The 26,048-nt window shown below is 70.9% G+C and carries 25 protein-coding genes; 17 read left to right on the top strand and 8 right to left on the bottom strand.

Going from position 1 to position 26,048, the window contains the following annotated elements; genetic code table 11:
* Positions 1-133: 133 nt before the first annotated feature.
* Positions 134-418 (top strand): DUF4031 domain-containing protein, encoded by a 285-nt coding sequence (locus U3649_RS05405; RefSeq protein ID WP_407354550.1) that lies wholly within the window; start codon positions 134-136, stop codon positions 416-418.
* 19 nt (positions 419-437) lie between these two features.
* Here the strand turns inward: U3649_RS05405 and U3649_RS05400 are convergent, their stop codons facing one another.
* Positions 438-854 (bottom strand): hypothetical protein, encoded by a 417-nt coding sequence (locus U3649_RS05400; protein ID WP_407353852.1) that lies wholly within the window; start codon positions 852-854, stop codon positions 438-440.
* Positions 855-1,154: 300 nt separating this feature from the next.
* Here U3649_RS05400 and U3649_RS05395 point away from each other — a divergent pair, with 300 nt between their 5' ends.
* Positions 1,155-1,529 (top strand): BON domain-containing protein, encoded by a 375-nt coding sequence (locus tag U3649_RS05395; RefSeq protein ID WP_407353851.1) that lies wholly within the window; start codon positions 1,155-1,157, stop codon positions 1,527-1,529.
* A 95-nt stretch (positions 1,530-1,624) separates the two neighbouring features.
* On the opposite strand, the gene U3649_RS05390 is transcribed toward U3649_RS05395, so the two are convergent.
* The 3 genes from U3649_RS05390 to U3649_RS05380 form a co-directional block, all read right to left on the bottom strand.
* Positions 1,625-2,386 (bottom strand): ABC transporter permease, encoded by a 762-nt coding sequence (locus U3649_RS05390; RefSeq protein ID WP_407353850.1) that lies wholly within the window; start codon positions 2,384-2,386, stop codon positions 1,625-1,627.
* Positions 2,383-3,324 (bottom strand): ABC transporter ATP-binding protein, encoded by a 942-nt coding sequence (locus U3649_RS05385; RefSeq protein ID WP_407353849.1) that lies wholly within the window; start codon positions 3,322-3,324, stop codon positions 2,383-2,385. Before U3649_RS05385 ends, U3649_RS05390 begins: the two co-directional genes overlap by 4 nt.
* A 161-nt stretch (positions 3,325-3,485) precedes the next feature.
* Positions 3,486-4,616, bottom strand: a complete 1,131-nt coding sequence (locus U3649_RS05380; RefSeq protein ID WP_407353848.1) for an AI-2E family transporter — start codon at positions 4,614-4,616, stop codon at positions 3,486-3,488.
* A 202-nt stretch (positions 4,617-4,818) separates the two neighbouring features.
* Here U3649_RS05380 and U3649_RS05375 point away from each other — a divergent pair, with 202 nt between their 5' ends.
* From U3649_RS05375 to U3649_RS05355, 5 genes are all read left to right on the top strand, one after another.
* Positions 4,819-5,193 carry a YciI family protein gene (locus U3649_RS05375; protein ID WP_407353847.1) on the top strand — a complete coding sequence of 125 codons (375 nt, stop codon included), beginning with the start codon at positions 4,819-4,821 and terminating at the stop codon, positions 5,191-5,193.
* Between the two features lie 291 nt (positions 5,194-5,484).
* On the top strand, positions 5,485-6,192 hold the full coding sequence (gene coxB, locus U3649_RS05370) for a cytochrome c oxidase subunit II (RefSeq protein WP_407353846.1): 708 nt from the start codon (positions 5,485-5,487) through the stop codon (positions 6,190-6,192).
* On the top strand, positions 6,189-8,708 hold the full coding sequence (gene ctaD, locus U3649_RS05365; RefSeq protein WP_407353845.1) for a cytochrome c oxidase subunit I: 2,520 nt from the start codon (positions 6,189-6,191) through the stop codon (positions 8,706-8,708). Before coxB ends, ctaD begins: the two co-directional genes overlap by 4 nt.
* Positions 8,708-9,073, top strand: coding sequence for a hypothetical protein (locus U3649_RS05360; protein ID WP_407353844.1), 366 nt, complete (start codon positions 8,708-8,710; stop codon positions 9,071-9,073). Before ctaD ends, U3649_RS05360 begins: the two co-directional genes overlap by 1 nt.
* Positions 9,074-9,080: 7 nt before the next feature.
* Entirely contained in the window at positions 9,081-9,608 is a 528-nt protein-coding gene (locus U3649_RS05355) for a DUF2231 domain-containing protein (protein ID WP_407353843.1), read from the top strand.
* Positions 9,609-9,635: 27 nt separating this feature from the next.
* Here U3649_RS05355 and U3649_RS05350 read toward each other — a convergent pair whose 3' ends face one another.
* The 3 genes from U3649_RS05350 to U3649_RS05340 all read right to left on the bottom strand — a co-directional run bounded on the left by U3649_RS05350 (position 9,636) and on the right by U3649_RS05340 (position 12,135).
* Positions 9,636-10,094 (bottom strand): CopD family protein, encoded by a 459-nt coding sequence (locus tag U3649_RS05350; RefSeq protein ID WP_407353842.1) that lies wholly within the window; start codon positions 10,092-10,094, stop codon positions 9,636-9,638.
* 110 nt (positions 10,095-10,204) lie between these two features.
* Positions 10,205-11,620 (bottom strand): Glu/Leu/Phe/Val family dehydrogenase, encoded by a 1,416-nt coding sequence (locus U3649_RS05345; protein ID WP_407353841.1) that lies wholly within the window; start codon positions 11,618-11,620, stop codon positions 10,205-10,207.
* An 80-nt stretch (positions 11,621-11,700) separates the two neighbouring features.
* Positions 11,701-12,135 (bottom strand): PepSY domain-containing protein, encoded by a 435-nt coding sequence (locus U3649_RS05340; protein WP_407353840.1) that lies wholly within the window; start codon positions 12,133-12,135, stop codon positions 11,701-11,703.
* Between the two features lie 208 nt (positions 12,136-12,343).
* On the opposite strand from U3649_RS05340, the gene U3649_RS05335 reads away from it, so the two are divergent.
* The 10 genes from U3649_RS05335 (at position 12,344) to U3649_RS05290 (ending at position 25,055) form a co-directional block, all read left to right on the top strand.
* Complete coding sequence (locus U3649_RS05335; RefSeq protein WP_407354549.1) at positions 12,344-13,507, top strand: mechanosensitive ion channel family protein; 1,164 nt, start codon at positions 12,344-12,346, stop codon at positions 13,505-13,507.
* A gap of 78 nt (positions 13,508-13,585) precedes the next feature.
* Positions 13,586-14,197, top strand: coding sequence for a flavodoxin family protein (locus U3649_RS05330; protein ID WP_407353839.1), 612 nt, complete (start codon positions 13,586-13,588; stop codon positions 14,195-14,197).
* Positions 14,198-14,496: 299 nt separating this feature from the next.
* On the top strand, positions 14,497-16,530 hold the full coding sequence (locus U3649_RS05325; RefSeq protein ID WP_407353838.1) for a M3 family metallopeptidase: 2,034 nt from the start codon (positions 14,497-14,499) through the stop codon (positions 16,528-16,530).
* A 174-nt stretch (positions 16,531-16,704) separates the two neighbouring features.
* Positions 16,705-17,061, top strand: coding sequence for a hypothetical protein (locus U3649_RS05320; RefSeq protein ID WP_407353837.1), 357 nt, complete (start codon positions 16,705-16,707; stop codon positions 17,059-17,061).
* A 364-nt stretch (positions 17,062-17,425) separates the two neighbouring features.
* Positions 17,426-19,675 (top strand): pre-peptidase C-terminal domain-containing protein, encoded by a 2,250-nt coding sequence (locus tag U3649_RS05315; RefSeq protein WP_407353836.1) that lies wholly within the window; start codon positions 17,426-17,428, stop codon positions 19,673-19,675.
* Positions 19,676-19,954: 279 nt separating this feature from the next.
* Positions 19,955-20,338 (top strand): EF-hand domain-containing protein, encoded by a 384-nt coding sequence (locus tag U3649_RS05310; RefSeq protein WP_407353835.1) that lies wholly within the window; start codon positions 19,955-19,957, stop codon positions 20,336-20,338.
* 361 nt (positions 20,339-20,699) lie between these two features.
* Positions 20,700-21,512, top strand: coding sequence for a phytanoyl-CoA dioxygenase family protein (locus U3649_RS05305; protein WP_407353834.1), 813 nt, complete (start codon positions 20,700-20,702; stop codon positions 21,510-21,512).
* Positions 21,509-22,618 carry a zinc-binding dehydrogenase gene (locus tag U3649_RS05300; protein WP_407353833.1) on the top strand — a complete coding sequence of 370 codons (1,110 nt, stop codon included), beginning with the start codon at positions 21,509-21,511 and terminating at the stop codon, positions 22,616-22,618. Before U3649_RS05305 ends, U3649_RS05300 begins: the two co-directional genes overlap by 4 nt.
* Entirely contained in the window at positions 22,615-23,460 is an 846-nt protein-coding gene (locus U3649_RS05295; protein WP_407353832.1) for an alpha/beta hydrolase, read from the top strand. Before U3649_RS05300 ends, U3649_RS05295 begins: the two co-directional genes overlap by 4 nt.
* On the top strand, positions 23,457-25,055 hold the full coding sequence (locus U3649_RS05290) for an alpha-amylase family glycosyl hydrolase (RefSeq protein WP_407353831.1): 1,599 nt from the start codon (positions 23,457-23,459) through the stop codon (positions 25,053-25,055). The genes U3649_RS05295 and U3649_RS05290 overlap by 4 nt, the downstream gene beginning before the upstream one ends.
* A gap of 97 nt (positions 25,056-25,152) precedes the next feature.
* Here U3649_RS05290 and U3649_RS05285 read toward each other — a convergent pair whose 3' ends face one another.
* A complete protein-coding gene (locus tag U3649_RS05285; RefSeq protein WP_407353830.1) occupies positions 25,153-26,046 on the bottom strand; it encodes a hypothetical protein in 894 nt (297 codons plus the stop codon).
* Positions 26,047-26,048 lie beyond the last annotated feature (2 nt).

Here is a 26,048-nt window from a genome sequence, read left to right as displayed (position 1 = left end):
GCGTTCCAACCGCGTGAAACGCCGCGTCGAAGGCGAGACGGGCGCTGTCCGCCACGCCGCATCGCCATTGCAAAGCAACGCGAACTGCGCGATTTTGCAATGCCCTTTCCCGATCACGCTTGCAGCCGATGCCATGACCGTCTATGTCGACGACGCCGTCACCCTTTGGCGCGGCCGCCGGTGGGCCCACCTGATGGCCGATACCCTGGAGGAACTGCACGCGTTCGCCGCGCGCCTTGGCATTCCGCGACGCGCGTTCCAGAACCGCACCAGCGGCGCGCATTACGACGTGCCCGCCGAACTGCGCGACATGGCGATCGCCCTCGGCGCGACCGCGATCTCGCGGCACCACGATCGCGAGCTCGTGCACGCGGTGATCCGCAATGCACGCGCGCAGGGACGCGGCGAAGCGCCTTGATGCGGACCCGCCGGGCGGCTCAGTCGCCCGGCACCACCTGCAGATCGTCGCCGCGCGGCTGCGCATCGCGGTAGCGGCCGCTACGCGGGTCGTACACCCGGTTCGGCCCCACCCGTACCGCTCCCGGAATGAGCCTGCCGGTGCGGTCGTACACCTTTGCCGGCGCCGCGGCATCGACGACGCGGGATCCGGCGTCCTCCGTGCCCGGGGCGCCGGGACGCGGCGTCAGCGGCGACGGCCCGGTCGCCGGAATCGCGATCTCCTGTCGCGGCCGTGCGGAAAGATCGCGTGGGACGCGGGCGGGCGGCGCCGGCCGCACCTGTGCCGGTTCTATCCGCACCGGCGGCCGTCGCGCTTCACCGACCTGCGCCCACGCGGTCGCGGCCGCGGCGAGCAACGGCAGGAGAAGGCAGGACAGGATCGGTTTGGAACGCATCGGGTACGAGCGACCGGAACGGACGGTGCCGGCGAAAACTGCCTCCAGTGTAGGGAGTCCTGACTGTCGCTCTCGTGAATCGTTCCGCCACCGCAGAGAAGGGCGCGATTGGGCGGATCGCGATTCAGCGAACGGATATCGCGTGCCGGCTTGGGAGGCACCCCCCGACACACGCTCAGCCGATGTTCCTCTTGGTGAGCTTCGACCACGCATTCACTTAACGAACGGAACCTGGCGGTCACGCCTCGTGGACACTTGCGCGAAGACACTCGCCCCACATACCCCACGGAGGATAACGCCATGACCACCCGACACCATCAATGCACCGCGCTGGCCGCCGCGCTGTCGACCGCTCTGCTCTTCGTCGCCGGCGGCGCGCTGGCACAGGACGCGGGCATGGAACCCGAGGAGCAGGCCGATACGCAGATGGATTCCGACCAGCCGGTGGACGACACCTGGATCACCACCAAGGTCAAGTCCAGCCTGCTGGCCGACACCGACGTCGCCGGCCTGGACATCGACGTCGAGACCGTCAACGGCGTGGTCACGCTGTCGGGCGATGTCGACGACCGGGCGCAGATCGAGCAGGCTCGGCAGATCGCCGCCGACATCGACGGCGTCGTCGAGGTCGACACCTCCGGCCTGACCACGGCGTCCGGCACCAGCGACTACTGACCGCGACAACCAAGGAGACCGGAGCCGATCCGGCCACGCATCCGGCTTGCAGCCGCGGCCCGTACGGGCCGCGGCTTTTTTGTCGCCGCCGCCGCTCAGGCCTTGAGCTTCCAGCCGGTGCGGAAGATCCACCACACCAGGCCGAGGCACGCCGCCAGCAGCGTCAGTATCATCGCGGTACTGACCGCGATATGGACGTCGGCGCTGCCGTAGAAGCTCCAGCGGAAACCGCTGATCAGGTACACCACCGGGTTGAACAGCGCGATCTTCTGCCACAGCGGCGGCAGCATGTCGATCGAGTAGAAGGCGCCGCCGAGGAAGGTCAGCGGCATCACCACCATCAGCGGGATCACCTGCAGCTTCTGGAAGTCGTCGGCCCACAGCCCGATGATGAAGCCGAACAGGCTGAAGCTGAGCGCGGTCAGCACCAGGAAGCCGATCATCCACAGCGGATGGGCGATCTCGTAGGGCACGAAGAACCGCGCCGTGACCAGGATCAGCAGCCCCAGCATCACCGACTTGGTGGTCGCCGCGCCGACGTAGCCGAGCACGATCTCCACGTGCGAGATCGGCGCCGACAGCACCTCGTAGATCGTGCCCGACCACTTCGGCATGTAGATGCCGAACGAGGCGTTGGAGACGCTTTCCGACAGCAGCGACAGCATGATCAGGCCGGGAATGATGAAGGCGCCGTAGCTGACCCCGTCGATCTCGCCCATGCGCGAACCGATCGCGGCGCCGAACACGATGAAGTACAGCGCGGTCGTCAGCACCGGGGAGGCGATCGACTGGGTGATCGTGCGGAAGGTGCGCGCCATCTCGAAGCGGTAGATGGCCTTGACCGCGTGCCAGTTCATGCCCGCACCTCCCGCGCGCCGTCGCGCACCAGGCTGACGAAGATGTCCTCCAGCGAGCTCTCGCTCGAATGCAGGTCCTTGAAGTCGATGCCGTGCTCGCCCAGGCGTCGCAGCAGGGCGGCGATGCCGGTCTCCCCCGCCTGCACGTCGAAGGTGTAGACCAGCGCGTGGCCGTCCTCGGCCAGCTCCAGCGGCAGTTCGGAGAACTCCTCCGGGATCGCCGCCAGCGGCGCCTGCAGCTGCAAGGTCAGCTGCTTCTTGCCGAGCTTGCGCATCAGCGTGGCCTTGTCCTCGACCACGATCAGTTCGCCGTGGTTGATCACGCCGATGCGGTCGGCCATCTCCTCGGCCTCCTCGATGTAGTGGGTGGTGAGGATGATGGTGGTGCCGCGCTCGCGCAGGCCGCGCACCATCTGCCACATGTCGTGGCGCAGTTCGACGTCGACGCCGGCGCTGGGCTCGTCCAGGAACAGGACCCGCGGCTCGTGCGCCAGCGCCTTGGCGATCAGCACGCGGCGCTTCATGCCGCCCGACAGCGCCATGATCTTGCTGTCCTTCTTGTCCCACAGCGACAGGTCGCGCAGCACCTTCTCCAGGTGCGCCGGATCGTAGGGCTTGCCGTACAGGCCCTGCGAGAAGCGCGTGGTGGCCCACACGGTCTCGAACGCGTCGGTGGACAGTTCCTGCGGCACCAGTCCGATCATCGAACGCGCGGCACGGAAGTCGCGCACGATGTCGTGGCCGTCGACCGCCACCGTGCCGGCGCTGGCGTTGACGATGCCGCAGACGATGCTGATCAGCGTGGTCTTGCCGGCGCCGTTGGGGCCCAGCAGGGCGAAGATCTCGCCGCGGTGGATGTCGAGGTCGACGTTCTTCAGCGCCTGGAAGCCGGACGCATAGGTCTTGCCGAGATTGCGGATGGAGAGGATCGGCTGCACGCGATGTCCTTCGGTTGCGGTGGCGGCGCGCATCGCCCGAAGCGCGGGCGAACAGCGGCCTAGCCTAGAGGGCCTGCGCGCGCGGATAAAGCCCCGGATCGAGGAATGATCTTCCCGCCGGCGGGATACTGCCGGAGTGCATCGATCCCGGCGGTTCGGCCCTAGGAGCCGCCGACATCCGCCCGCGCCGCGCCGTCGCGGCCGACGTCGAGATGGCCGTTGCGCGACATCAGCACCGCGATCGGCCGGGTGCCGCGGAACTCCGACAGCACGATCACCAGCACCGCGGTGATCGGCACCGCGAGGAAGGCGCCGGGAATGCCCCACAGCCCGCCCCAGATGGTCAGGCTGGCGAGGATCACGAACGGGCTGAGATTGAGCGAGTTACCCATCAGGAACGGATCGAGGAAGTTGCCGATCACGAACTGCGCTGCCGACAACAGCAGCAGCAAGGTGATCACCGTGCCGGGATCGCCGAACTGCACGATCGCCCACGCCACCGGGAACAGCACGCCGAGGAACGATCCGATGTACGGCACGTAGTTGAGCACCGCGATCAGCACCGCCCAGAAGCCGGCGAACTCCAGCCCGAACGCCGCCATCATCGCCCAGCTCACCACGCCCAGGACCACGTTGATCAGCGTCTTGACCGCGAGATACTGGCCGGTGCGGATGTTGATGCTGTCGAGCACCTGGCGGATGCGGGAGACGTCGCGCGGATCGTCGGAGAGCTTGCGCAGCTTGGCCGCGAACACGCGCTTCTCGACCAGCAGGAAGGTCACGTACAGCAGCACGACGAGCAGGGTCATCCCGATGCCCGTCACCGAGACCACCGTCGGCCCGATCAGGTCCTGCGGTCTGATCTGCTCGAGGAAATCCTCGCGCAGCGCCGTCCAGGTCGGCGCGGCGCGCAGGCCGAAGAACTCGGTGGCCTGCTGGATGCGCTCGAGCAGCTTGTCCTGGTACGTGGGTGCCAGCTGCACCACCCGGCCGACGTTGTTCACCACCAGCGAAACCCCGGCGGCCAGCACCACGCCGATGCCGAGGATCGACAAGAGATAGCGCAGCGCCGCCGGCAGCTTCGGCCCGATCGTCGGAACGCCGGCGAGCGCGCGCGCAAGCCCGATGATCACGTACACCACCAGCACGCTGAACACCATCGGCACGAACACCTGCTTGCCGACGTACAGCACCCAGCCGACGATCAGCGCCAGCGCGGCGCCGTGGACGACGGACTGCAGGCGGTCCTTGGCGACGGCCGCGGGGTCGGGATCGTGGGCGGAAGCGTTCATGGGGCTCCATCGGGGGCGACACCGCATCGCGGCGTCGCGCCATTCTCGCATCGCGGCGGCGACAGCGGCGGAATTTCCGCGGGTCCGCCGCCGCGACGCCTCCGCCGGCGGGACCCGCGCCAACCGGCGTGTTGCGCTGCAGGTGGAGATCGCCCTCCGGTTTGGGGCCTAATGTGCTCCCCGACGCCGCTGGACGCCCCCGATGCAATACCTGCTGCTGGTCTATACCGACGACACCCTGATCGACGCCCTGCCCGAGGGCGAGGCCGACGACATGATGCGAACCTGCCTCAAGCACGCCGACGAGCTGCAGGCCGACGGCAAGCTGCTCGGCTTCCAGCAGCTGGAGGCGCCTTCGACCGCGCGCTCGGTCCGGATCCGCGACGGCCGCGCCACGGTGACGGACGGTCCGTTCGCCGAGACCAAGGAGGTGCTGGCCGGCTTCAACCTGGTTGAAGCCGACAGCCTGGAGGAGGCGGTGCGGATGGCGCGCGAGTTCCCGTGGGCGAGGGCCGGCTGCATCGAGGTGCGCCCGGTGCGCGATGCGGAGGCGGTGCGGCGGCGCGTGGGCGCCTGACGCCGGCGGTCGCGATCAGGTTCGCGGGGTCGCGACTTCCGTCGCTCCCACAGTCGCTCCCACGACGGGGCAGGCAGGGACCGACCCTGTGGGAGCGGCGGAAGTCGCGACCGGATTCCCGAGGCCGCCCCTCCTGTTGCGCGCGCACGAGCGCGCCCGGTAGCGGACGCGCCGCGTTCACATCGCCTGATGACGAGCGCCGCTAGCTTGCATCGTTGAAGGCGCCGCCGCCGTGGCGCCGTCGACGGCACGAGGGACGACACGATCGGACACCGGGACGGGCATCGCCGGATGCGTGGCGCCATCGCAACAGCGAGCGCGGCCGCGCTGTGCGCTTGCGGGGGACCGCAGTCGGCGCTCGCCCCGGCCGGCCCGGCCGCCGATGCGATCGCGCAGACCTGGTGGCTGATGTTCTGGGCCGCGGCCGCGATCTGGGTGTTGGTGCTGTCGCTGCTGCTCTACGCCCTGCTGCGTGGCCGCGAAACCCGGGCGCTGTCGCGGCCGAACCGGCTGATCGTCGGCGGCGGCCTGGTGCTGCCCACGGTTGTACTGTCCGCGCTGCTCGTCTACGGCACCGTCCACAGCGGCCGCGTCACCGGTCTCGGCGAGCGGGTCGACACCGTGATCGAGGTCACCGGGCGCCAGTGGCAGTGGGAGTTCCGCTACCGCGACGGCGACACCCCGGTGGCCGCTTCGGTCGACGAGCTGGCGCTGCCGCGCGGGCGCATGGTCGAGTTCCACGTCACCAGCGCCGATGTCATCCACAGCTTCTGGATCCCGCGCCTGGGCGGCAAGATCGACGCCATCCCCGGGCGCGTCAACCGGTTGCGCCTGCGCGCCGATCGCGCCGCGCCGATGCGCGGTCAGTGCGCGGAATTCTGCGGGCTGGAGCACGCGCACATGGTGTTCGCGGTGCGGGTGCTGGAGGACGACGCCTGGCGCGGCTGGCTGCGCGCGCACGCGGTGGGCGACAGCGACGATGCCGGGGCCTCACGATGAACGCGCGCGCGCCCATCGACGAGCGGGTGCAGCACGAGCGGCTGGCGGCGCTCGCGCGGATCTGGGACAACGGACCCGGCTGGCGCGGCCAACTGGCCGCGGTCAACCACAGCACGGTCGGCCTGCGCTTCATCGCCACCGGCTTCGCCTTCCTGCTGGCCGGCGGCATGCTGGCGATGTTCATGCGCCTGCAGCTGGCCTGGTTCGATGCCGAGGTGCTGGACCCGCGGCGCTACAACCAGTTCGTGACCATGCACGGCACCACCATGATGTTCCTGTTCGCGGTGCCGATCATGGAAGGCTTCGCGATGTACCTGATCCCGAAGATGCTCGGCTCGCGCGACCTGCCGTTCCCGCGGCTGTCGGCGTTCGGGTACTGGTGCTACCTGTTCGGCGGGCTGTTCCTGTATTCGAGCTTCCTGTTCGACGCCGCGCCCGACGGCGGCTGGTTCATGTACGTGCCGCTGACCGACGCCACCTGGTCGCCGGGCATGGGCGCGGACTTCTGGCTGATCGGGGTGACCTTCGCCGAGGTCGCGGCGGTCACCGCCGCGGTGGAGCTGATCGTGGCGATCCTGCTCACCCGCGCACCGGGCATGGACGTGCGCCGCATGCCGCTGTTCGCCTGGGCGATGCTGGTGACGGCCTTCATGATCGCGTTCGGATTCCCGCCGCTGATCCTGGCCAGCGTGCTGCTGGAGATCCAGCGCGCGTTCGACTTCGCCTTATTCGAGGTCGCGCGCGGCGGCGACCCGCTGCTGTGGCAGCACCTGTTCTGGCTGTTCGGCCATCCGGAGGTCTACATCATCTTCCTGCCGGCGGCGGGCGTGGTGTCGATGGTGATCGCGACGTTCGCGCGGCGGCCGATCGTCGGCTATACCTGGATCGTGCTGGCGACGGTGGCGGTGGGGTTCCTCAGCTTCGGGCTGTGGGTGCACCACATGTTCGCGGTCGGCCTGCCGCTGCTGGCGCTGGCGTTCTTCAGCGCGGCGAGCATGGCGGTGGCGATCCCGATGGGCATCCAGGTGTTCGCCTGGATCGCCACGTTGTGGTCCGGCAGGCCGTGGCTGCGGGTGCCGATGCTGTACCTGTTCGGGTTCTTCTTCGTGTTCGTGCTCGGCGGGCTGACCGGGGTGATGCTGGCGCTGGTGCCGTTCGACTGGCAGGCGCACGACACGCACTTCGTGGTCGCGCACCTGCACTACGTGCTGATCGGCGGGCTGATGTTCCCGCTGTTCGCCGGGCTGTACTACTGGCTGCCGCTGGCGAGCGGGCGGATGCCGTCGGAGAGCCTGAGCCGGACCGCGTTCTGGCTGGTGTTCATCGGCTTCAACCTGACCTTCCTGCCGATGCACCTCACCGGCCTGCTGGGAATGCCGCGACGCGTGTACACCTATGCTGCGGAACTCGGCATCGAATGGCTCAACCTGCTGTCGACCGCGGCCGGCTTCGTACTGGCGATCGGCACGCTGGCGGTCCTGATCGATGCGGCGTTGAGTTTTCGCCACGGGCTGCGCGCCGGCGCCAATCCCTGGCGCGCCGGGACGCTGGAGTGGGCGCTGCCGTGGCCGGTGCCCAAGTACAACTTCGCCTCGATTCCGCAGGTCGACGATCGATATCCGCTGTGGAGCCGCGCAGCGCTGGCCGACGAGAGCGCGCGCGCCGACGGCCTGCTCGGCGACTGCCGCCACGGCCACCGCGAGCTGCTCGGCACCGGCCTGCTGTCGGCGGTCCCGGAGCAGGTGGTCCGGATCTCGCGCAGCACCTGGATCCCGTTGCTGGCGGCGCTGACGATCGCGCTGCTGCTGGCGTGCTTCATCGCCAAGCTCTATCTGCCGGCGACGCTGCTGCTGATACCGCTGGCGGCGCTGTTCCTGGCCTGGGCCTGGACCACGGGCGACCGCCGGGCACCGGCGCGCGTGCCGGCCGGACCCGGGCTCGAACTGCCCACGCAGTACGCCTGCCGCAACGCGCCCGGCTGGTGGGCACTGGTGATCACGCTGCTGATCGACGGCGCACTGTTCGCCTCGCTGGTGTTCGCGTATTTCTATCTCTGGCTCGGCACCGGGACATGGCCACCGCCGGGCATCGGCACCGGCGGCTGGGCCTTGCCGCTGCTGACGCTCGTCCTGCTGCTGGCCTGTTTCGGCGCGGTGCAATGGGCAGGGCGTGCGAGCCGCAGCGCCGCGCATGCGCGCGGCGTCCTCGGCTGGCCGCTCACGGTCGTGCTCGGCGCCGGTTTCCTGGCCGCGCACGCGGCGTCGCTGTCCGCTCCCGTGGGCCCGCCGCAGGCGCATGCCTACGCCTCGGTGGTGTGGACGCTGGCCGGCTTCCATGGCGTGCACATGGTGGTGGCGATGCTGGCCGCCGGATACGTCTGGATGCGCATGCGCCACGGGTACGCCGATGCCGCGCGCCCGCTCGAGCCGCGCGTCGTCGCCGGGCTGTGGCGCTACACGGTCGGCCAGGGCGCGGTCGCCTGGGCCGTGATCCACCTGTTCCCGAGGCTGGTGTGATGGGCGGACCGCAGCACCTGACCGGCATGGCCGCGCCGATGGCGGTGTGGGCGCTGCACCTGCTCGCGGTCTACAGCCTGCAGGGCCTGGCCTGCGCCGAAGGCTGGCAGCGCACCCGCGTGGCCGGACTGGAGGCGGTCACCTGGTGGCTGCTGCTGCTCACCGCGGCGGCGCTGGCGGCGATCGCCTGGCTCGGCGCGCGCGCACGACGCGCCTGGCGTGACGCCAACGCATCCGCAGCGGACGAGGCGGCGGCGCGGCGGCGGCGCTTCACCGCCAAGGCCGCCACCCTCCTTGCCGTGATCGCCGCGATCGCGGTGACGTTCACCGCGGCGCCGGTGCTGCTGCTGTCCACCTGCGACTGAGGAGCCGATGCGCAAGCAACTCGAACAACCGGTCCCGCGCACGCGCAGCCATTCGGTCGAGAGCCGGATGTCGATCATGCACCACCCGATCCACCCGATGCTGGTGGTGTACCCGGTGGCGCTGCTGAGCCTGGTGGTCGTCACCGACCTGCTGTTCCTGTGGCTCGGGGAAGCGTTCTGGGCGCAGGTCGGCTACTGGCTCAACGCCGCGGGCCTGGGCATCGGCCTGATCGCCGGCCTGGTGGGCATGTTCGACATGTTCTCGCTCCGGGTGGTGCGCCGGCACGTCTCGGCCTGGAACCACTTCATCGTCGCGGTGATGGTGCTGGCGATGGCGGCCGCCGGCGTCTGGCTGCGCGCCCCGGATGCCCAGGCCGCGGTCTGGCCGTGGGGCCTGCTGCTGTCGTCGGTCAACTTCGTGCTGGTGATGATCGCCGGCTGGCTCGGCGGCACGCTGAGCTTCCGCCACGGCATCGGGGTATACGGCGACGAGCAGACCAGGACGCCGGGCGACGACGAGCCACCGGAAGAGTGAGCGAGCCGGGCGAAGCGCGGCGCGGCCCTACGGCACGGACGCCGCGTCGGGCGGCGGCGGCAGGTCGCCCACGGTCTGCGGCTTGGCGGCGGTGAGCGCCGCGATCGCCAGCAACAACAGCAGCGGCACCCAGCCCGCCACGCGGTAGAACACCGGTCCATGGCGGTCGCGCCCGTGTCCGAGTTCGTACAGCAGCAGGCCGAAGTACAGGTGCAGCAGCACCGCCAGCGCCACCAGTACCAGTTTCATCGCCAGCCAGGCGCCGCTCGGGCCGTAGGCGATCAAGGCCATGCCCAGCGCGATCGCGAGCACGGCCGCCGGCGTCGCCAGCCGGAAGAACAGGATGTTGGTGACCGGGTTGAAGTACTCGCGATTGGCGTCGCCCTCCACGCGGTGGCGCGCGACGAACAGCCGCGGCAGGAAGAACAGCCCGGTGAACCAGACCGCGATCGCCACGATGTGGAAGAACTTCAGCCAGAAGTACATGACCCGCTCCGCGAGGCTTGCCTCACCGTATACCGTCTGGCTGCGAAGCGGGCGTCGACGATGGCGATGCCATCCTTGGGCGGCGCGACGGATCGATTCGCAGATGCGGGTCAGCCGCCCGTGCCGCCGTCCGGGCCGGCGGGCCGGGCCGAGGGCGAATCGCCGTCGGTCGGCAGCGGCGAGGCCGCCAGGATCGCCGCCTCCAGGCGCCGCAGCGCCACCGCATAGGCGGCCTGGCGCAACGGCGACCGGAGCTCCCGCGCGGTGTCGTCGACCCGGCGCGCCGCGGCCCGCATGGTGTCCTCCAGCCGCGCCTGCACGCGCTCCGGGCTCCAGGCGTCGCGGCTGCGGTTCTGCAGCCACTCGCAGTACGAGACCACCACCCCGCCGGCGTTGGCGAGGATATCCGGGACCACCTCGACGCCGTCGCGCGCCAGGTGGGTATCGGCGTCGGGCGTGACCGGGCCGTTGGCGATCTCCAGGATCGCGCGGGCGCGCACCTCGCCGGCATTGCCCGCGTGCACCGTATCCTGCAGCGCGGCCAGCACCAGCAGGTCGCAGTCGCTGCCGACCAGGGCATCGGCGCTGCGCAACCTGCGCACGCCCCTGCCGCTGTGATCGGCCACGCTACCGCGGGCCCGCTTGGCTTCGCGCACGCGCCCGACCTCCAACCCCGCCGACGCGAACACGGCACCCTTGGAGTCGCCGAGGCCGACGATGCGCCAGCCGTCGCCGTGCAGCAGGTCCGCGATCGCGCCGCCGGCATTGCCGAAGCCGACGATCGACACCCGCGCGTCCTTCCGCGGCAGGTCCAGGCGCCGCGCCAGCGCCCGCAGCACCAGGAATCCGCCCATGCCGGTGGCGCCGCTGCGGCCGACGAGCCCGCCGTAGGCCGCCGGCTTGCCGGTGATCACCGACGGCTCGGGGCGGCCCAGGCCGCGGGCGTATTCGTCGGCCATCCAGGCCATCGTGCGTGCGTCAGTGGCGACGTCGGGCGCGGGGATGTCGCGTTCCGGCCCGATCATGCGTGCGAACGCGTGCACGTACGCGTGCGCCAGGCGCTGCAGCTCGGTGTCCGACAGCACATGCGGATCGACGCAGACCGCGCCCTTGGCGCCGCCGTAGGGAAGGTCCGCCACGGCGCACTTGCAGGTCATCCACAGCGCCAGCGCCATCACCTCGCGCAGGTTGCTGGCCGGATGGAAGCGGATGCCGCCCTTGGTCGGCCCGAGCGCGTCGTTGTAGCGGCAGCGCCATGCCTTGTGGCTGGCGAGGCGGCCGTCGTCGCGGCGCAACAACAGGTTGGCGGCCAACGTCTCCTTCGGGTAGTGCAGCGTCCGCAGCACCTCCGGATGGGTGCCGATGCGCTCCGCGGCCTCGCGCACGCGCGAGAACGCGGCGTCGAAGAGATCGGGAGCGGCGTCCTGCGGCGAGCGCTTGCTGGCGGCCATGTCGTCCAGGGATGTGAGCGAGCCGGATTCCGGTCGCGGCGGCCGGCGGCGCAACGCATATGCGCCGCCACGCACGTCCATGTCCTACGCTGCGCATTCGACGGCGTCGGCTCCGCCGGCGGTCGACATCCGTGTCGAATGCCCTTCCCGGAAGCTCAGTCCTTTTCCTTGCCGATCACCTCGCCGCTGCGCGGATCGATGCGCACCTCGACCTCGCGGCCGGTGCTGTCGTCGGCCTCGGCCGTCCAGATGCCGTCCTCGAAGTCGACGTCGTGCACATTGGTATAGCCGGCGGTGGCGAGCTGCGCCTGGACGTCGGCTTCGGTCAGGTTGGACACCTGATCCTCCGGATAGACCTCGCCGGTCCTCGGGTCCAGGCGCAGATCGACGCGATTGCCGTCGGCGCTGCGCGCGTCGGCCTCCCACATGCCGTTGTCGAACTCGATGTCGTTCACGCTGGTATAGCCCTGGGCCTCGAGCGTGGCGCGCACCTGTGCCTCGGTCATCGCGTCCTGGGCCGTCGCGGCGGTGGCGACGAGCGCCAGCGCCAATGCGAGCGGCGCTGCGTAGCGATAGGCGGGAACGTGCATGGCATGGACTCCTGTTGCGGCGGATGGCGGCAGTCTTGGCCGCGCACCGCGAATTCGAGGTGAATCCGCCCGCGCGGGTTGCGGAGTGTTCAGGCTCCCGGCCCCGCGCGCATGGCCGGACGCGCAAGTACGGGCGGAACGTCGGGATCGACGCCGCATTGACGCGCCGCGGCGCAGCATGACCGTTTTCGCCGCCACCGGACTGCCGATGACGACGCCGGACTGGCCGCTGCTGGGCGCGGTCGCCTGGCCGCTGCTGATCGCACTGCTGCTGGGCCTGCTGGTGCGGCGCGCGCTGCTGGCGCTGGCACGGCGCGCCCGCGCGCATGCCGCCACCCATCTGCGCGCGCGCGTCGCCCAGGTGGTCGCGGTGCCGGCGGCGGTGGCGCTGCCGTTGCTGTTCCTCAGCATCGCGGTGACCGCCACGCCGCTGCCGGATACATGGAGTTCGCGCATCCAGCACTGGCTGGGGATCGGCGGCCTGCTGTGCCTGACCTGGCTGGCGGTGCGCGCGGTGGGCGCGATCGAGCGCCGCATCCTGCGCGAGCACCCGGTCGACATCGAGGACAACCTGAGTGCGCGCCGGGTGCAGACCCAGACCGCGGTGATCAGCCGCGTGATCCAGGGCGCGATCCTCCTGGTCGGGGTGGCGCTGGCGCTGATGACCTTTCCGGCGATCCGCCAGATCGGCGCCACCCTGCTGGCCTCGGCCGGCATCATCGGCCTGGTGGCCGGCATCGCCGCGCGGCCGGTGTTCGGCAACCTCATCGCCGGCCTGCAGATCGCGCTGACCCAGCCGATCCGGCTCGACGACGTGGTGATCGTGGACGGCGAGTGGGGCCGCATCGAACAGATCACCAGCGCCTATGTCGTGGTGCGCGTGTGGGACGAGCGCCGGCTGGTGGTGCCGCTGACCTGGTTCATCGAGAACCCCTTCCAGAACTGGACCCGCACCACCGCGCAGCTGCTCGGCACCGCCTTCCTGTGGCTCGACTACCGCACGCCGCTGGACGCGGTGCGCGCGGAACTGCAGCGCATCTGCGAGGACGACTCGCGCTGGGACGGGCGCGTGTGCGTGGTCCAGGTCACCGAGACCGACCAGACCACGATGCAGGTGCGGCTGCTGGTGAGCGCGCGCAATTCCGGCGACCTGTTCGACCTGCGCTGCGCGGCACGCGAGCGGATGATCCGCTTCCTGGCCGAGCATTATCCGGAATCGCTGCCGCGGCTGCGGGCCGAACTCCACGAGGGCCGGAGCCGCCCGCCACGCTCCACCGCAGCGTCCACCGGTCCCGCCGAGACCAGTTCGCCGGGCGCGGAGGACGTCAGCGCGCCCGACCTCGCCGGCGGCGCGAGCGATCCGCGCAGCTGACGCCGACACGCGCGCCGTGACGCGCCGTGGACCGCATCCGGACGAAACTGCGCGTTCCTCCGCAACCGGAGCCACGCGATGGCACTGCGCGCCCTCGGCATGAACTGCACGCTCAAGCACGCTCCCGCGCCATCGTCGACGCAGAAGCTGCTCGACCAGGTGCTCGCCGCGATGGCCGGACATGGGGTCGAAACCGACCACGTCCGCGTCGTCGATCTCGACGTCAGGCCCGGCGTGACCGCCGACGAAGGCGACGGCGACGCCTGGCCGGCGCTGCGCAGGCGCCTGCTCGATGCCGACATCCTGGTGCTGGCGACGCCGATCTGGCTGGGCCAGCCGTCGAGCGTGGCCAAGCGCGTGCTCGAGCGCATGGATGCGTTCCTCGGCGAGATCGACGAGCAGGGCCGCTATCCCACCTTCGGCCACGTCGCCGTGGCCGCCGTGGTCGGCAACGAGGACGGCGCCCACCATGTCTGCGCCGAGCTGTACCAGGCGCTGGCCGACGTCGGCTTCACCCTGCCCGCCGGCGGCTCGCCGTACTGGGTCGGCGAGGCGATGGGCAGCACCGACTACCAGGACCTCGCGCGCACGCCGGACAAGGTCGCCGCGACGACACGCAGCATCGCCAGCAATGCCGTGCACCTGGCGCGGTTGCTGCGCGAACACCCCTATCCGGCGCCGCTGGCGTGAGCCCTCTCGATCCGTAAGCGTCCGATGGCGCAACGATCCGTGTCGGCGCCGCACGTCCCCGTCCGGACTGCCGGTCGCATGCCGGGTCGGTGGAATGGATGCCGCGCACGTTGCGCCGCTCCGACCGGAACGTGCCTCAAAAGAGATTCGCCACGGATCGACACGGATAAAGCATCGAGAACGCATGACCTCGACGCGGCTTGATGCCCATCCGCGTTCATCCGCGCTGATCCGCGGCAAAAAATGCTCTTGTCTTTGGACGTCTAGAATTCCCGCTCCCCGCGACTACGGCCCCATCCATGACCAACCCGCTGCTCGACTTCTCCGACACGCCGCGCTTCGACGCCGTCCGCCCCGAACACGTCACCCCGGCGATGGACGTGCTGCTGGCGGAAGCGGAGGCCGCGGTGAAGGCCGCGGAAACCGTTGCGCCGGTCGCCTGGGAGACCTTCATCGTGCCGCTGGAGGACGCCACCGAGCGGCTCGCCCGCGCCTGGGGCCAGGTGCAGCACCTGCAGGCGGTCCTGCATTCCGGGCCGCTGCGCGAGGCCTACAACGCCAACCTGCCGCGCGTCACCCGCTTCTACAGCGCGCTGGGCCAGAACCTGCGGCTGTTCGCGCAGTACCGCGCCCTGGCGGAGTCGCCGGCGTTCGCCGGCTTCGATGCCGCGCGCCGGAAGGCGGTCGAGCACGCGCTGCGCGATTTCCGCCTCGGCGGCGCCGAACTGCCCGGCGACAAGAAGGCCCGTTTCTCCCAGGTGCGGGAGGAGCTGGCGGCGCTGGCGGCGAGGTTCTCCGAGAACGTGCTCGACGCCACCGACGCGTTCGCGCTGTACGTCGGGGACGCCTCGGAACTGGCGGGACTGCCGGACGACGTGGTCGAGGCATGCCGCGCCGCCGCCGAAAAGGACGGCCGCGCCGGCTGGAAGCTGACCCTGCAGATGCCCTGCTACCTGCCGGTGCAGGCCTATGCCGACAACCGCGCATTGCGCGAGCGGCTGTATCGCGCCCATGGCCTGCGCGCCTCCGAAACCGGGCCGGCGGAGCCCGACAACACCGCGCTGATCGGCCGCATCCTCGCGCTGCGCGCGGAACTGGCGGAGCTGCTCGGATTCTCCAGCTACGCCGAGGTCTCGCTGGCGACCAAGATGGCGCGGACACCGGAAGAGGTGCTGGCCTTCCTGCGCGACCTGGCGGCGCGCGCGAAGCCGTTCGCGCAGCGCGACCGCGCCGAGCTCGAGGCCTTCGCCCGCGACGAGCTCGGCCTCGACGCCCTGCAGCCCTGGGACCTGGGCTACGTCGGCGAGAAGCTCAAGCAGGCGCGCTACCGCTATTCCGGCCAGGAGGTGAAGCAGTACTTCACCGAGCCGAAGGTGCTGGCCGGCCTGTTCGACGTGATCGGCTCGCTGTACGGCCTGTCGGTCGAGCGGGACGAGGCGCCGGTGTGGCACCAGGACGTGCGCTTCTACCGCCTGACCGACGCCGGCGGCCGCCTGGTCGGCCAGTTCTATCTCGACCTGTACGCGCGCGAGGGCAAGCGCGGCGGCGCCTGGATGGACGACTGCCGCAACCGCCGCGAGCGCCCCGGCCACGGCGGCGATACGCAGACCCCGGTGGTGTACCTGGTGTGCAATTTCGGCAAGGGCGTGGACGGCAGGCCCGCCACGTTCAGCCACGACGAGGTCACCACCCTGTTCCACGAGATGGGCCACGGCCTGCACCAGCTGCTGACCGAGGTCGGCGAACTGTCCGTCGCCGGCATCAACGGCGTCGAATGGGACGCCGTGGAGCTGCCGAGCCAGTTCATGGAGAACTTCTGCTGGGAATTCGAGCGCGTGCAGGCGATGACCGCGCACGTCGAAACCGGCGCGCCGCTGCCGCGCGAGCTGTTCGACCGGATGCTGGCGGCCAGGCACTTCCAGAGCGGCATGCAGACCGTCCGCCAGCTGGAATTCGCGCTCTTCGACATGGAGCTGCACAGCCGCTTCGATCCGGCGCGCGACGAGGTGATGGCGCTGCTCGAGCGCGTGCGCGACGAGGTGGCGGTGAACCGGCCGCCGGCCTGGCACCGCTTCCCGCACCAGTTCGCGCACATCTTCGCCGGCGGCTACGCGGCCGGCTACTACAGCTACAAGTGGGCCGAGGTGCTGAGCGCCGACGCCTACGCCGCGTTCGAGGAAGCCCCGGACCGGCTCGCCGCCACCGGCGCACGCTTCCGCGACGAGATCCTCGCCCGTGGCGGCAGCCGCCCGGCGCTGGAGAACTTCAAGGCCTTCCGCGGCCGCGAGCCGGCGATCGACGCGCTGCTGCGGCACAGCGGCATGGCGAGCTGAGCCAGGCGCGCCGCAGGCGCGTGCTTGCCCCGCAACGGATGGACGCACCCTTGTCCGGGCGGGCGGGTTCGGGACGGCGGCACCGGCGTACCACGATCCCGACGAGCCCCTTTTCACGTGCGCTGCGTTAACGTCGGCCCGTCTCGAGGACACACGCCCGGGAGGGAACGCAGCATGTCGATACAGGACGAGTTGTTTCGGATCGAGGAAGGCTTCTGGCTGGCCGGCGAGGACCACTTCCTGCAGCATCTCGACGACCGGTGCCTGCTGGCATTCCCCCAGATGGGCCAGATGCACGGTGTCCACGCCAGGGACCAGGTCGCCGGGACAGCCGCAACGCCGAACCGGTGGCGCGACCTGAAGATAGGCAACCGTCATCACGTTCGGCTTGGCGACGACGTCTGCATCATCAGCTACCGCGCCGACGCGACGCGTGGAGACGGCGCGCCCTACGCCGCGCTCATCGGTTCGGGCTATGTCCGCCGGCCGGAGGGGTGGAAGCTCGCCTTCCACCAGCATTCCCCGGCCTGACGTCGAGTTCGCCGCCACCGGCCTTCCGCTAGCTAAGGAGACCGTGGCGCAGGCTTCGCGTCATGTGCGCCTCCTCACCGACGAACCCGGGTGTGATACCGATCGCGTTTTTTCGTCCCCGACGCCTGGGCCGTCCAACCGCGCGAGCGCGCCAGCACGCGCTGTCACGCCTCCGTCAAGCAATCGTCAAGCGAATGGAATGACTCGCTGCGGCAGAACGGCCCACGTTCGGTCGGCCGGCGGACGCGCCTGCGGCCGCCCGCTCTCCAGGCGAGGCCCCATGCGCAGACCGGCGTCGCTTCCGGCCGCGAACTCCCCCGCGTCGTCCTCTCGCCCGGAAACCCTGCTCCAGAAGGAAACGCCCATGACACCCAAGCCGCTCACCCTCACCCTGCTCTGCGCATGCCTTGCCGCCGCTCCCCATGCCGCCGCCGCCGAGGCGCCACTGGAACTGACGCTGCTGCGCGGAGGCGCGTTGCAGGCCGATCCGGTCGCCGACGGCGACCTGGTCCATTTCCCGACCGGCCGCACCCTCGCCACCTGGGACTACGGCGATCCGGCCGCGCCCGTCCGCGTGGCCACCTCCGAACCCGCGGGCGGCCCGATCAACGGCCTCGCCCGCCACGGCGACCATCTCTATGCCAGCTGGCGCGGCTACGACGGCAGCAGCGGCGTGACCACCTGGTCGCTGGCCGATCCCGCCCGCCCGCAACGGGTGGACGAGACCGAGGACTACGTCGACGACGACGGCAAGTTCCTGCTCGGCCTGGCGGTCGCCAACGACCACCTGTACCTGTTCGACAACAACCACGGCGTGTTCGTGTCGGACCTGGCCGATCCGGCGCATCCCGCGTTCTCGCCCACCGGCATCGCCACCGTGCCCACGCAGTACACCCGGATCGTCGCCCACGGCGACACGATCCACGCCACCGGCCGCAACTGGCTCGGCGGCACCGTCCTCGACCTGTACGACGTCAGCGTGGCGAACGCGCCGTTCAAGGTCGCCGGCCACGGCGTGGACGGGCTCGACAGCTTCAGCCTGATCGCCGAGCCCGCGCGCGCGATCGGCGTCGGCAACCGGCTGACGGTGTTCGATCTCGGCGAGCCGACGCTGATGAACCCGCGCGGCGCCATCGACATCCCGCCGGCGATCACCGGCGCGCGCGTGGGCGAGTTCGTCTATACCTTCGGCTGGGGCGAGGGCCTGGACGTCTGGAACATCGCCGACATCGATGCGCCCGAAGCCGCCGGGCACCTCGAGCTCTTCGCCCTCGGCGGCCGCCGTTCGCTGGCGATCGAGGGCGGCCCGCTGCTGCTGCCGACCGACACCGACCTGGTGCACGCGCTCGACGTCAGCGCCCCCGGCGCGCCCGCCAACATCGCCACCGCCTGGCTGCCGGGCGGGGCCGCCGCGGTCGACGCGGTCGGGCACGGCGACGACATCGTGCTGCTGCAGGCGAACTACGGCCTGACCGTCAACGACGCGCAGACCCTGGCGCCGACCGCGCGCTTCGACGCCGACCTGCCCGAACGCCTGGAGTCGCGCAGCTTCGAGCAGATGGACATCGAGGGCGACACCGCCTGGCTCGCCGCCTGGGGCTTCGGGCTGATCGGCGTCGACCTGGCCGACCCGGCCGCGCCCCGCGAACTCGGGCGCGTCTCGTTCCCGTTCGCCGCCGTGCTCGACGTGGCCGGCGACCATGCCTATGTCGCGAAGTGGACCAATGGCGGCGTGTTCGGCGTGGTCGACGTGTCCGATCCCACCGCGCCGTCGCTGGTGTGGCAGGGCGCGCTGGCGTCGCAGCCGTACGCGCTTCGCGTCGACGGGCAGCACGCCTACCTCGCCGAGGGCACCGAGTCCGGCACCGAAAACGGCGGCCTGCGCATCTACAGCCTCGACGACCCCGCCAGCCCGGTGGAGGTCGGTCATCTCGACGACGGCTGCGGCGCCGCGTTCGACCTGGCCATCGACAGCGAGGTCTCGCTGCTCTATCTCGCCTGCCGCGGCGGCGTGCAGGTGGTCGACATCGCCGCGCCGGAAGCCCCCGTCGTGGTCGGGCGCTACGACGCCGGCGACGAGGATTCCTACACGCGCGTCGCCCAGCACCTCGATCGCGCCTGGTTCGCCAACATCGCCGGCCTGCACGAACTCGACGTGTCCGATCCCACCGCACCGGTGCGCACGAAACTCACGCTGCTCGGCCACCAGGGCGTGCAGCGGCTGACGACGCTGGAGGACGGTCGCCTGGTCGCGCTCGGCGGCAACAGCGGCGTGCACGTGTTCGCGCCCGGCGGCGGCGAGGACGCCACGCCGATCGAGAACCGCGTCCCGGCACCGGGCCTGGAAGGCGACGCGGGCGACGGGCTGCTGTACGCGGTCGAGGTCCCGGCCGGCACGCGGGTACTGAGCGTGCTCAGCTACGGCGGCCGCGGCGACGTCAGCCTGGCGGTCCGGCACGGCCAGCCGCCCACCGGGGACGACGCCGACGGCCGCTCCACCCGACCCGGCAACAACGAGACCGTGCGCATCGCCGATCCCGCCGCCGGCACCTGGTACATCCGGCTGGTCGGGGAGACCGCGTTCTCCAACGTCACCCTGCAGGCGCGCTACTGACTGTGGGCGGCGGCCGGCACAGGAGCGCCACCGGTCGCCGTCTGTCGCAGTCGCGACTTCCGTCGCTCCCACAAGGCCCATCGGTACGCAATCCGCCGCTCCTGTGGGAGCGACGGAAGTCGCGACCCGGCACGGATGAAACACCCGCGAACGCGCGCGTCGATCGATCCGACGATGTGGGCACCGGCCCTGGCAGGGCACCCCACGCCGCGAATCGCCGGAACACCACGACCGCCCCCCCGGCTTGGCGAAGCACCGCCGCCGCGCTACCGTCGTGCCATGCACACGACAGCCATCGCCGCCACCGCACTCGCCCTGTCCCTGGCAACCGCCAGCGCCGTCGCGCAGGTGCAGACCGCTCCCCTGCCCGAGCCGCCCGAGACGAACGCGGTGACGCGCGACCGCGCGCGGCAGACCGGCATCGTCACCTTCGAACTGCCCGGCCGCCAGCAGGTGATCGTGCGTTCGTTCGAGCCCGACACCGCGCTGCCCGACCGCTACCGCATCAGCTTCGAGGCGCTCGACATCGACGGCGACGGCTTCATCGACCGCAACGAGGCGGCCGCGCATCCCACCCTCGCCGGCGAGTTCCGCGGCGTCGATGTCGACGGCGACGGCAGGCTCAGCCGCGCGGAACTGGTGGGCTGGACCGGCGAACGCTAGGCCGAACCGGCATTCACCTCCCCGCAGCCGATCCCTGTAGGAAGGGCTTCAGGTAGGAAGGGCTTCAGCCCCGTCCTGCCGAAGATCGCGGCAAGGAACCAGCAACGCGGGTGGCGGCCGGGAAGGTGCGTGCGGGAGTCCTTTCGCGCTTTGCTCGCTTCTCGGGGTCGGGGCTGAAGCCCCTCCTACAGGAGCGCCGATGGGAGGCCGGCAGGTCACGAATCCGACAGTTTTCTTCCGAAGCTCGACAGCCGGCGCGGATGTCGCGGCCGCCGCCCGGCACTACGCTGGCATCCAGACGAGATCGCGCGCGCCGTGACGGCACGGCTGGCGGACGCGACCGAGAACGGAGATGCCGGCCATGACGACCGCCCTGGACACGCCCTACCCGCTGACCGACGCACAGGTGGCGCAATTCCGCCGAGACGGCTTCATCAAGCTCAAACAGGTCTTCGATGCCGAGACGCTGCGCCGCTACGGTGCCGAAATCACGCGGCTGACCATCGCCCTCAACACCCAGACCAAGCCGCTGGCCGAGCGCAGCACCTACGATCGCGCCTTCCTGCAGGTGATGAACCTGTGGGAGCAGGGCGGCGCGGCGCGCGAGTTCGTGTTCGGCAGGCGCCTGGCCGGCATCGCCGCGGCGCTGCTGCAGGTCGACGGCGTGCGCCTCTATCACGACCAGTCGCTGTACAAGGAACCCGGTGGCGGCATCACTCCCGCGCACGCCGACCAGTATTACTGGCCGGTCGACAGCGACCGCACCGTCACCGCCTGGGTGCCGCTGCAGGCGGTGCCGCAGGACATGGGCCCGCTGGCGTTCTTCGCCGGCAGTCAGCGCGTCGAGTTCGGCCGCGACCTCGGCATCTCCGACGAGAGCGAGCGCGCCATCACCGCCGCGATGGAGGCGCACGGCTTCCCGGTGATCGACGCGCCGTTCGACCTGGGCGAGGTGAGCTTCCACCTCGGCTGGACCTTCCACCGCGCCGGCCCCAACCGCTCGGCGCGGCCGCGCTCGGTGATGACCGTGATCTACATGGACCGCGACATGCGGCTCAAGGCGCCGGAGAACCACATGCAGCAGGCGGACTGGGCGCAGTGGTGCCCGGGCGCGCAGGTCGGCGCGGTGATCGACACGCCGAAGAACCCGGTGCTGTTCGAACGCGCCGCATGACGGGCGGCGTGCTCAGCGGGCCGTCGGCGATCGCCGACGGGCGCGGCGGGTTCTCGATCGAGACGGTGGAGGTCGACCCGCCCGGCCCGGGCGAGGTGCGGGTGGCGATGGCCGCCGCCGGCGTGTGCCATACCGATCATGCCTCGCTGCGCTGGCCGGGCCCGCTGGTGATGGGCCACGAGGGCGCCGGCCATGTCGAATCGATCGGCGCCGGCGTGCGCGGGCTGGCGCCCGGCCAGCCGGTGCTGCTGAACTGGGCGATCCCGTGCGGCGCCTGCTTCCAGTGCGGGCGCGGCGCGCAGGCGCTGTGCGAGCGCACGCACGAGCTCGACGTGCCCGCGCTCGGCACCAGCCGCGCGCACCCCGGCGGCACCCGCCTGCACGGACGCCCGATCGAACGGTCGTTCCATCTCGGCACCTTCGCGCGCCACGCCCTGGTGCGCGCGGAAGCGGTGACGCCGCTGCCGGACGGGCTGCCGCCCGATCCCGCCTGCATCCTCGGCTGCGCGGTGATGACCGGCGTGGGCTCGGCGCTGAACGTGGCCGCGGTCGCGCCGGGCGAGTCGGTGGCGGTGCTGGGTTGCGGCGGCGTCGGGCTCAACGTGATCCAGGGCGCCAGGATCGCCGGCGCCGCCGTCGTCGTCGCCGTCGACCGGGTGCCGGCCCGGCTCGAGCGCGCCCGCGAGCTCGGCGCCACCCATCTGCTGCCCGCCACCGATGACGCGGAAGATCTGGTCGCGCGCGTGCGCGCGCTGACCGGCGGCCGCGGCGTCGACCATGCGTTCGAGGCCACCGGCGTGTCGGCGCTGGCCTTCCTGCCGCTGCAGCTGGCGCGCAACGGCGGCAACGCGCTGCAGGTCAGCGGCGCGCACGGCGCCGGCAGCGTCGAGCTGCCGCGCTTCTTCTGGAACAAGCGCTACCTGACGCCGCTGTACGGCGACTGCGTGCCCGGGCGCGATTTCCCGCGCCTGTTCGACTGGGTCGCGCAGGGAAGACTCGAGCTCGCCGCGCTCGTCAGCCATCGCTATCCGCTCGGCGCGCTGGACCGCGCCTTCGCCGACATGCTGGAGGGGCGCAGCGCCAAGGGCGTGCTGCGGATCGCATGAGCGAATCCTCCCCCCTCTTCCGCACCGTCGAGCGTTCGGATCCGGCGATCCCGAAGCACGGGCTCGAGTTCCTCGCCGTCAAGAGCCCGGCGCTCGCGCAGCGCGCCGACGTCACCCTCTTCACCCTGCCGGGCACCCGCGACATCGCCGACCTGCCGATCGTGCTGCTGCTGCACGGCGTCTACGGCTCGCACTGGTCCTGGGCGCTGCAGGGCGCCGCGCACGTCACCGCGACGCGGCTGGTCGCCGAGGCCGTGCTGCCGCCGGTGGCGCTGCTGATGCCCTCCGACGGCCTGTGGGGCGACGGCTCCGGCTACGTGGCGCATGCCGGGCAGGACTTCGAGCGCTGGATCCTGGACGAAGTGCCGGCGCTCGCGATCGGCGCGGTGCCCGGGTGCACCGCACGCTCGCCGCTGCTGGTCGCCGGATTGAGCATGGGCGGATTCGGCGCGCTGCGGCTGGCGGGCAAGCACCCGCATCGCTTCGCCGCCGCGGCCGCGCACTCGGCGGTCACCGAGGCCGCGCAGCTCGACGCGCTGATCGAGGAGCGCCGCGACGGCTGGAGCCCGGCACCGGCCGATGCCAGCGTGCTGGCCGCGCTCACCGGCGCGCCTGGGCCGTTGCCACCGCTGCGCTTCGACTGCGGGCGCGACGATCCGTTCCTCGCCGCCAACCGCGCGCTGCACGACGCGCTGCTGGCGGCGGGCATCGCGCACCGCTACGCCGAGCGCGACGGCGGGCACGACTGGAACTACTGGTCGACCGCGCTCGAGGACACGCTGCGCTTCTTCGGCGCGGTATTGCGCGGCGACATCACCCATCACGAGGAGGGCAAGGCATGAACATCGCGAAGACACTGATGGCGCTGGCCGCATTGGCGGCCCTGGCCTGTGCCCCGCCCGCGGCGCCGGCGGCGGCTGCATCGGCGACCGCGTCGGCGGACACGCCGTTGCCAGCGCGCGCGCGGGCCGGCGAGGAGGTCTTCTACCACGTCTTCTTCCGCAGCTTCCGCGACGCCGACGGCGACCGCATCGGCGACCTGCGCGGCTTGGCGGAGAAGCTCGACTACATCGCCGAGCTCGGGGTCACCTCGATCCTGCTCACGCCATTGCAGCCCTCGCCCTTCTACCACAACTACTTTCCCACCGACTTCGAGACCATCGAGCCCGCCTACGGCACGATGGCGGACTACTTCGCCTTCGTCCGCGGCGCGCACGCGCGCGGGTTGAAGGTGTACCTGGACCAGGAGATCCAGTACGTCGGCGAGGGCCACCCGTGGTGGACGCGCTCGCAGGGCCTGCCCGGCGCGCCGTTCGCCGACTTCCTGCTGTGGCGCGACGCGGCGCGCACCGAGGCCGAGCCCTTCCTCGACCGCGCCACCTGGCCGCACTACGACGGCCGCCAGATCGGCATCGCCATGATCGACCTGAACAACCCGCGGGTGCGCGACTACTTCACCCGCGTGCTGCTGTTCTGGGCCGACCCGCACGGCGACGGCAGCGGCCGCGACGGCGTCGACGGCTTCCGCATCGACCACATGATGGACGACCTCGACCACAAGGGGGTCGCGACGAACCTGTTCGCCGATTTCTGGCGGCCGGTGTTCGACGCGCTGCGGGAGCGGCGCCCGGGGTTCCGGATCATGGCCGAACAGGCGGACTGGGGCTTCGGCGAGGACTGGCTGACCCGCGGCGACGCCGATCTGGTGTTCGCCTTCCCGCTGCGCGGCGCGCTGATCGAGCTCGACAAGGACAAGATCGCGCGGGCCGTGCGCGAGACGGACGCGATCACCCCGGCGGGCAAGGGCCAGATCGTGTTCCTCGAGAACCACGACACCGACCGCGTCATGTCGCTGGTCGACGGCGACCCGGCGCGCGCCCGCGCCGTCGCCGCGCTGTCGCTGGTGCTGCGCGGCGAGCCGCTGCTCTACTACGGCCAGGAGTTGGGCATGCGCGGCACCACCCGCGAGGACGGCATGTCCGACTCCAACCACATCCCGCTGCGCGAGGCGATGCGCTGGTCGGCGGCACTCGACGCGCCGGGCGCGGCGATCTGGTACCGAGGCGACAAGCCCTGGTGGACGGATCCAGCCAACCAAGCGCACGACGGCGTCTCGGTGGAGGAGCAGCGGGGAGACGCGGACTCGCTGCTCGCCTGGTACCGCACGCTGCTGGCGCTGCGCCAGGCGCGGCCGGAACTGCGCGCCGGCGACCAGCGCCTGCCCTGCGACGACGCCTCCGAGGTCCTCTGCGTGCTGCGCGAATCCGGCGATGCGCGCAGCCTGCTGCTGGTCAACCTGGGCGATGCCGCGGCGCGGCCGGCGCTGGACTCAACAATTGCCGGCGGCCGATGGATCGACCTGATCGACGGCGGCACGGTCGATCCTTCGACGCTGACCCTGGCGCCGATGACGGCGCGGATCCTCGGAACGCCTTAGGCGCTGTCGATTTCGACGCGTACTGCTCGCGACCGTTGCCGCTGCGCGACCTGAGCGGCCTCGACCAGGCAACCCCGGCAAAAGCCAGGGCGGTTGTTTACCGACCGAGCAGCGGCGCCGCGGCAATCGCCATGTCGCCGTTCTCGTGGCCGACGCCTTCGACATAGCGGATCTTCCAGCCGAAGGGCGCGCCGAGACGCTTCGCGGCGGCCTTGCCGGTCGCATGGAATTTTTCGCCCCTGGCCAGCCGGAACGGACCCTGTGCCTTCGCGCCGGGATCGTCCGGCAGGCTCCTGTGACCGGGGTCGTTGTCTGCGGTGCCGAGCAGCACCGTGACCGGCTTGCCCAGCGCAGCGCGCAAGGTTGCTTCATCCGCCGGCGCACCGGCGAGCCCATAGGGGTAGGCGATCGACAGGTCGGGCATCGCATACGACCCTGCATTGGCCGTAATCGCGCGGTGATAGCGCGCTTCGGGCACGAACAACACGTAACGGTGGACGAACTGCGCGCCTGCGGAATGGCCGTAGATGCCATAGGACGCCACCCGCGTGCCGGTGCGTCTGCGGATGTCATCGAACAGCGGCTCGATCGCCGAGAACGACCAGCGTTCGCGTGGCACCAGCGCACCGTCGCCATCGAAAACGTTGCCATGGTTGTAGCTGCGGGATTTCGGAAAGCCCGCGTTGCTGAATTCCGGCACCACGAGGATGTAGCCCTGCTCTGCGGCGAGTCCCGACCATTCGTCGCGATAGCGGTCCGCATCGCGGCCGCGGCCATGCATCACGAACACCACCGGTGTCGTGTCGGTCACGCGCTCCGGCACTTGGTACCAGACCCGGACCGCCGGCCCGGCCCAGCCGTCGAACAGATACGTGCCCTGGCCGGCCGGGAGTACCGGCATCGCGCTTCCGCTCGCGCAGGCAGTCGCGAACGCCGCCGCGAGCAGCAGGCCCAGCCAGCGGCATGCCCATGCCATGGTGCGTCGGTTCATTG

The organism is Luteimonas sp. R10 (assembly GCF_045689605.1).
Classification (GTDB): Bacteria; Pseudomonadota; Gammaproteobacteria; order Xanthomonadales; family Xanthomonadaceae; genus Luteimonas.
This window is presented reverse-complemented; position numbering and strand designations above follow the sequence as displayed.

Bases quoted from the DNA above. Each gene is read 5' to 3' on its own strand.
- U3649_RS05380 (WP_407353848.1), bottom strand. From the start codon at position 4,616: ATGAACGCTTCCGCCCACGATCCCGACCCCGCGGCCGTCGCCAAGGAC.
- U3649_RS05295 (WP_407353832.1), top strand. From the start codon at position 22,615: ATGAGCGAATCCTCCCCCCTCTTCCGCACCGTCGAGCGTTCGGATCCG.
- U3649_RS05330 (WP_407353839.1), top strand. From the start codon at position 13,586: ATGGCACTGCGCGCCCTCGGCATGAACTGCACGCTCAAGCACGCTCCC.
- ctaD (WP_407353845.1), top strand. From the start codon at position 6,189: ATGAACGCGCGCGCGCCCATCGACGAGCGGGTGCAGCACGAGCGGCTG.
- U3649_RS05355 (WP_407353843.1), top strand. From the start codon at position 9,081: ATGCGCAAGCAACTCGAACAACCGGTCCCGCGCACGCGCAGCCATTCG.
- U3649_RS05285 (WP_407353830.1), bottom strand. From the start codon at position 26,046: ATGAACCGACGCACCATGGCATGGGCATGCCGCTGGCTGGGCCTGCTG.
- U3649_RS05375 (WP_407353847.1), top strand. From the start codon at position 4,819: ATGCAATACCTGCTGCTGGTCTATACCGACGACACCCTGATCGACGCC.
- U3649_RS05320 (WP_407353837.1), top strand. From the start codon at position 16,705: ATGTCGATACAGGACGAGTTGTTTCGGATCGAGGAAGGCTTCTGGCTG.
- coxB (WP_407353846.1), top strand. From the start codon at position 5,485: ATGCGTGGCGCCATCGCAACAGCGAGCGCGGCCGCGCTGTGCGCTTGC.
- U3649_RS05340 (WP_407353840.1), bottom strand. From the start codon at position 12,135: ATGCACGTTCCCGCCTATCGCTACGCAGCGCCGCTCGCATTGGCGCTG.
- U3649_RS05350 (WP_407353842.1), bottom strand. From the start codon at position 10,094: ATGTACTTCTGGCTGAAGTTCTTCCACATCGTGGCGATCGCGGTCTGG.
- U3649_RS05300 (WP_407353833.1), top strand. From the start codon at position 21,509: ATGACGGGCGGCGTGCTCAGCGGGCCGTCGGCGATCGCCGACGGGCGC.
- U3649_RS05390 (WP_407353850.1), bottom strand. From the start codon at position 2,386: ATGAACTGGCACGCGGTCAAGGCCATCTACCGCTTCGAGATGGCGCGC.
- U3649_RS05335 (WP_407354549.1), top strand. From the start codon at position 12,344: ATGACGACGCCGGACTGGCCGCTGCTGGGCGCGGTCGCCTGGCCGCTG.
- U3649_RS05405 (WP_407354550.1), top strand. From the start codon at position 134: ATGACCGTCTATGTCGACGACGCCGTCACCCTTTGGCGCGGCCGCCGG.
- U3649_RS05305 (WP_407353834.1), top strand. From the start codon at position 20,700: ATGACGACCGCCCTGGACACGCCCTACCCGCTGACCGACGCACAGGTG.
- U3649_RS05315 (WP_407353836.1), top strand. From the start codon at position 17,426: ATGACACCCAAGCCGCTCACCCTCACCCTGCTCTGCGCATGCCTTGCC.
- U3649_RS05325 (WP_407353838.1), top strand. From the start codon at position 14,497: ATGACCAACCCGCTGCTCGACTTCTCCGACACGCCGCGCTTCGACGCC.
- U3649_RS05290 (WP_407353831.1), top strand. From the start codon at position 23,457: ATGAACATCGCGAAGACACTGATGGCGCTGGCCGCATTGGCGGCCCTG.
- U3649_RS05360 (WP_407353844.1), top strand. From the start codon at position 8,708: ATGGGCGGACCGCAGCACCTGACCGGCATGGCCGCGCCGATGGCGGTG.
- U3649_RS05400 (WP_407353852.1), bottom strand. From the start codon at position 854: ATGCGTTCCAAACCGATCCTGTCCTGCCTTCTCCTGCCGTTGCTCGCC.
- U3649_RS05395 (WP_407353851.1), top strand. From the start codon at position 1,155: ATGACCACCCGACACCATCAATGCACCGCGCTGGCCGCCGCGCTGTCG.
- U3649_RS05310 (WP_407353835.1), top strand. From the start codon at position 19,955: ATGCACACGACAGCCATCGCCGCCACCGCACTCGCCCTGTCCCTGGCA.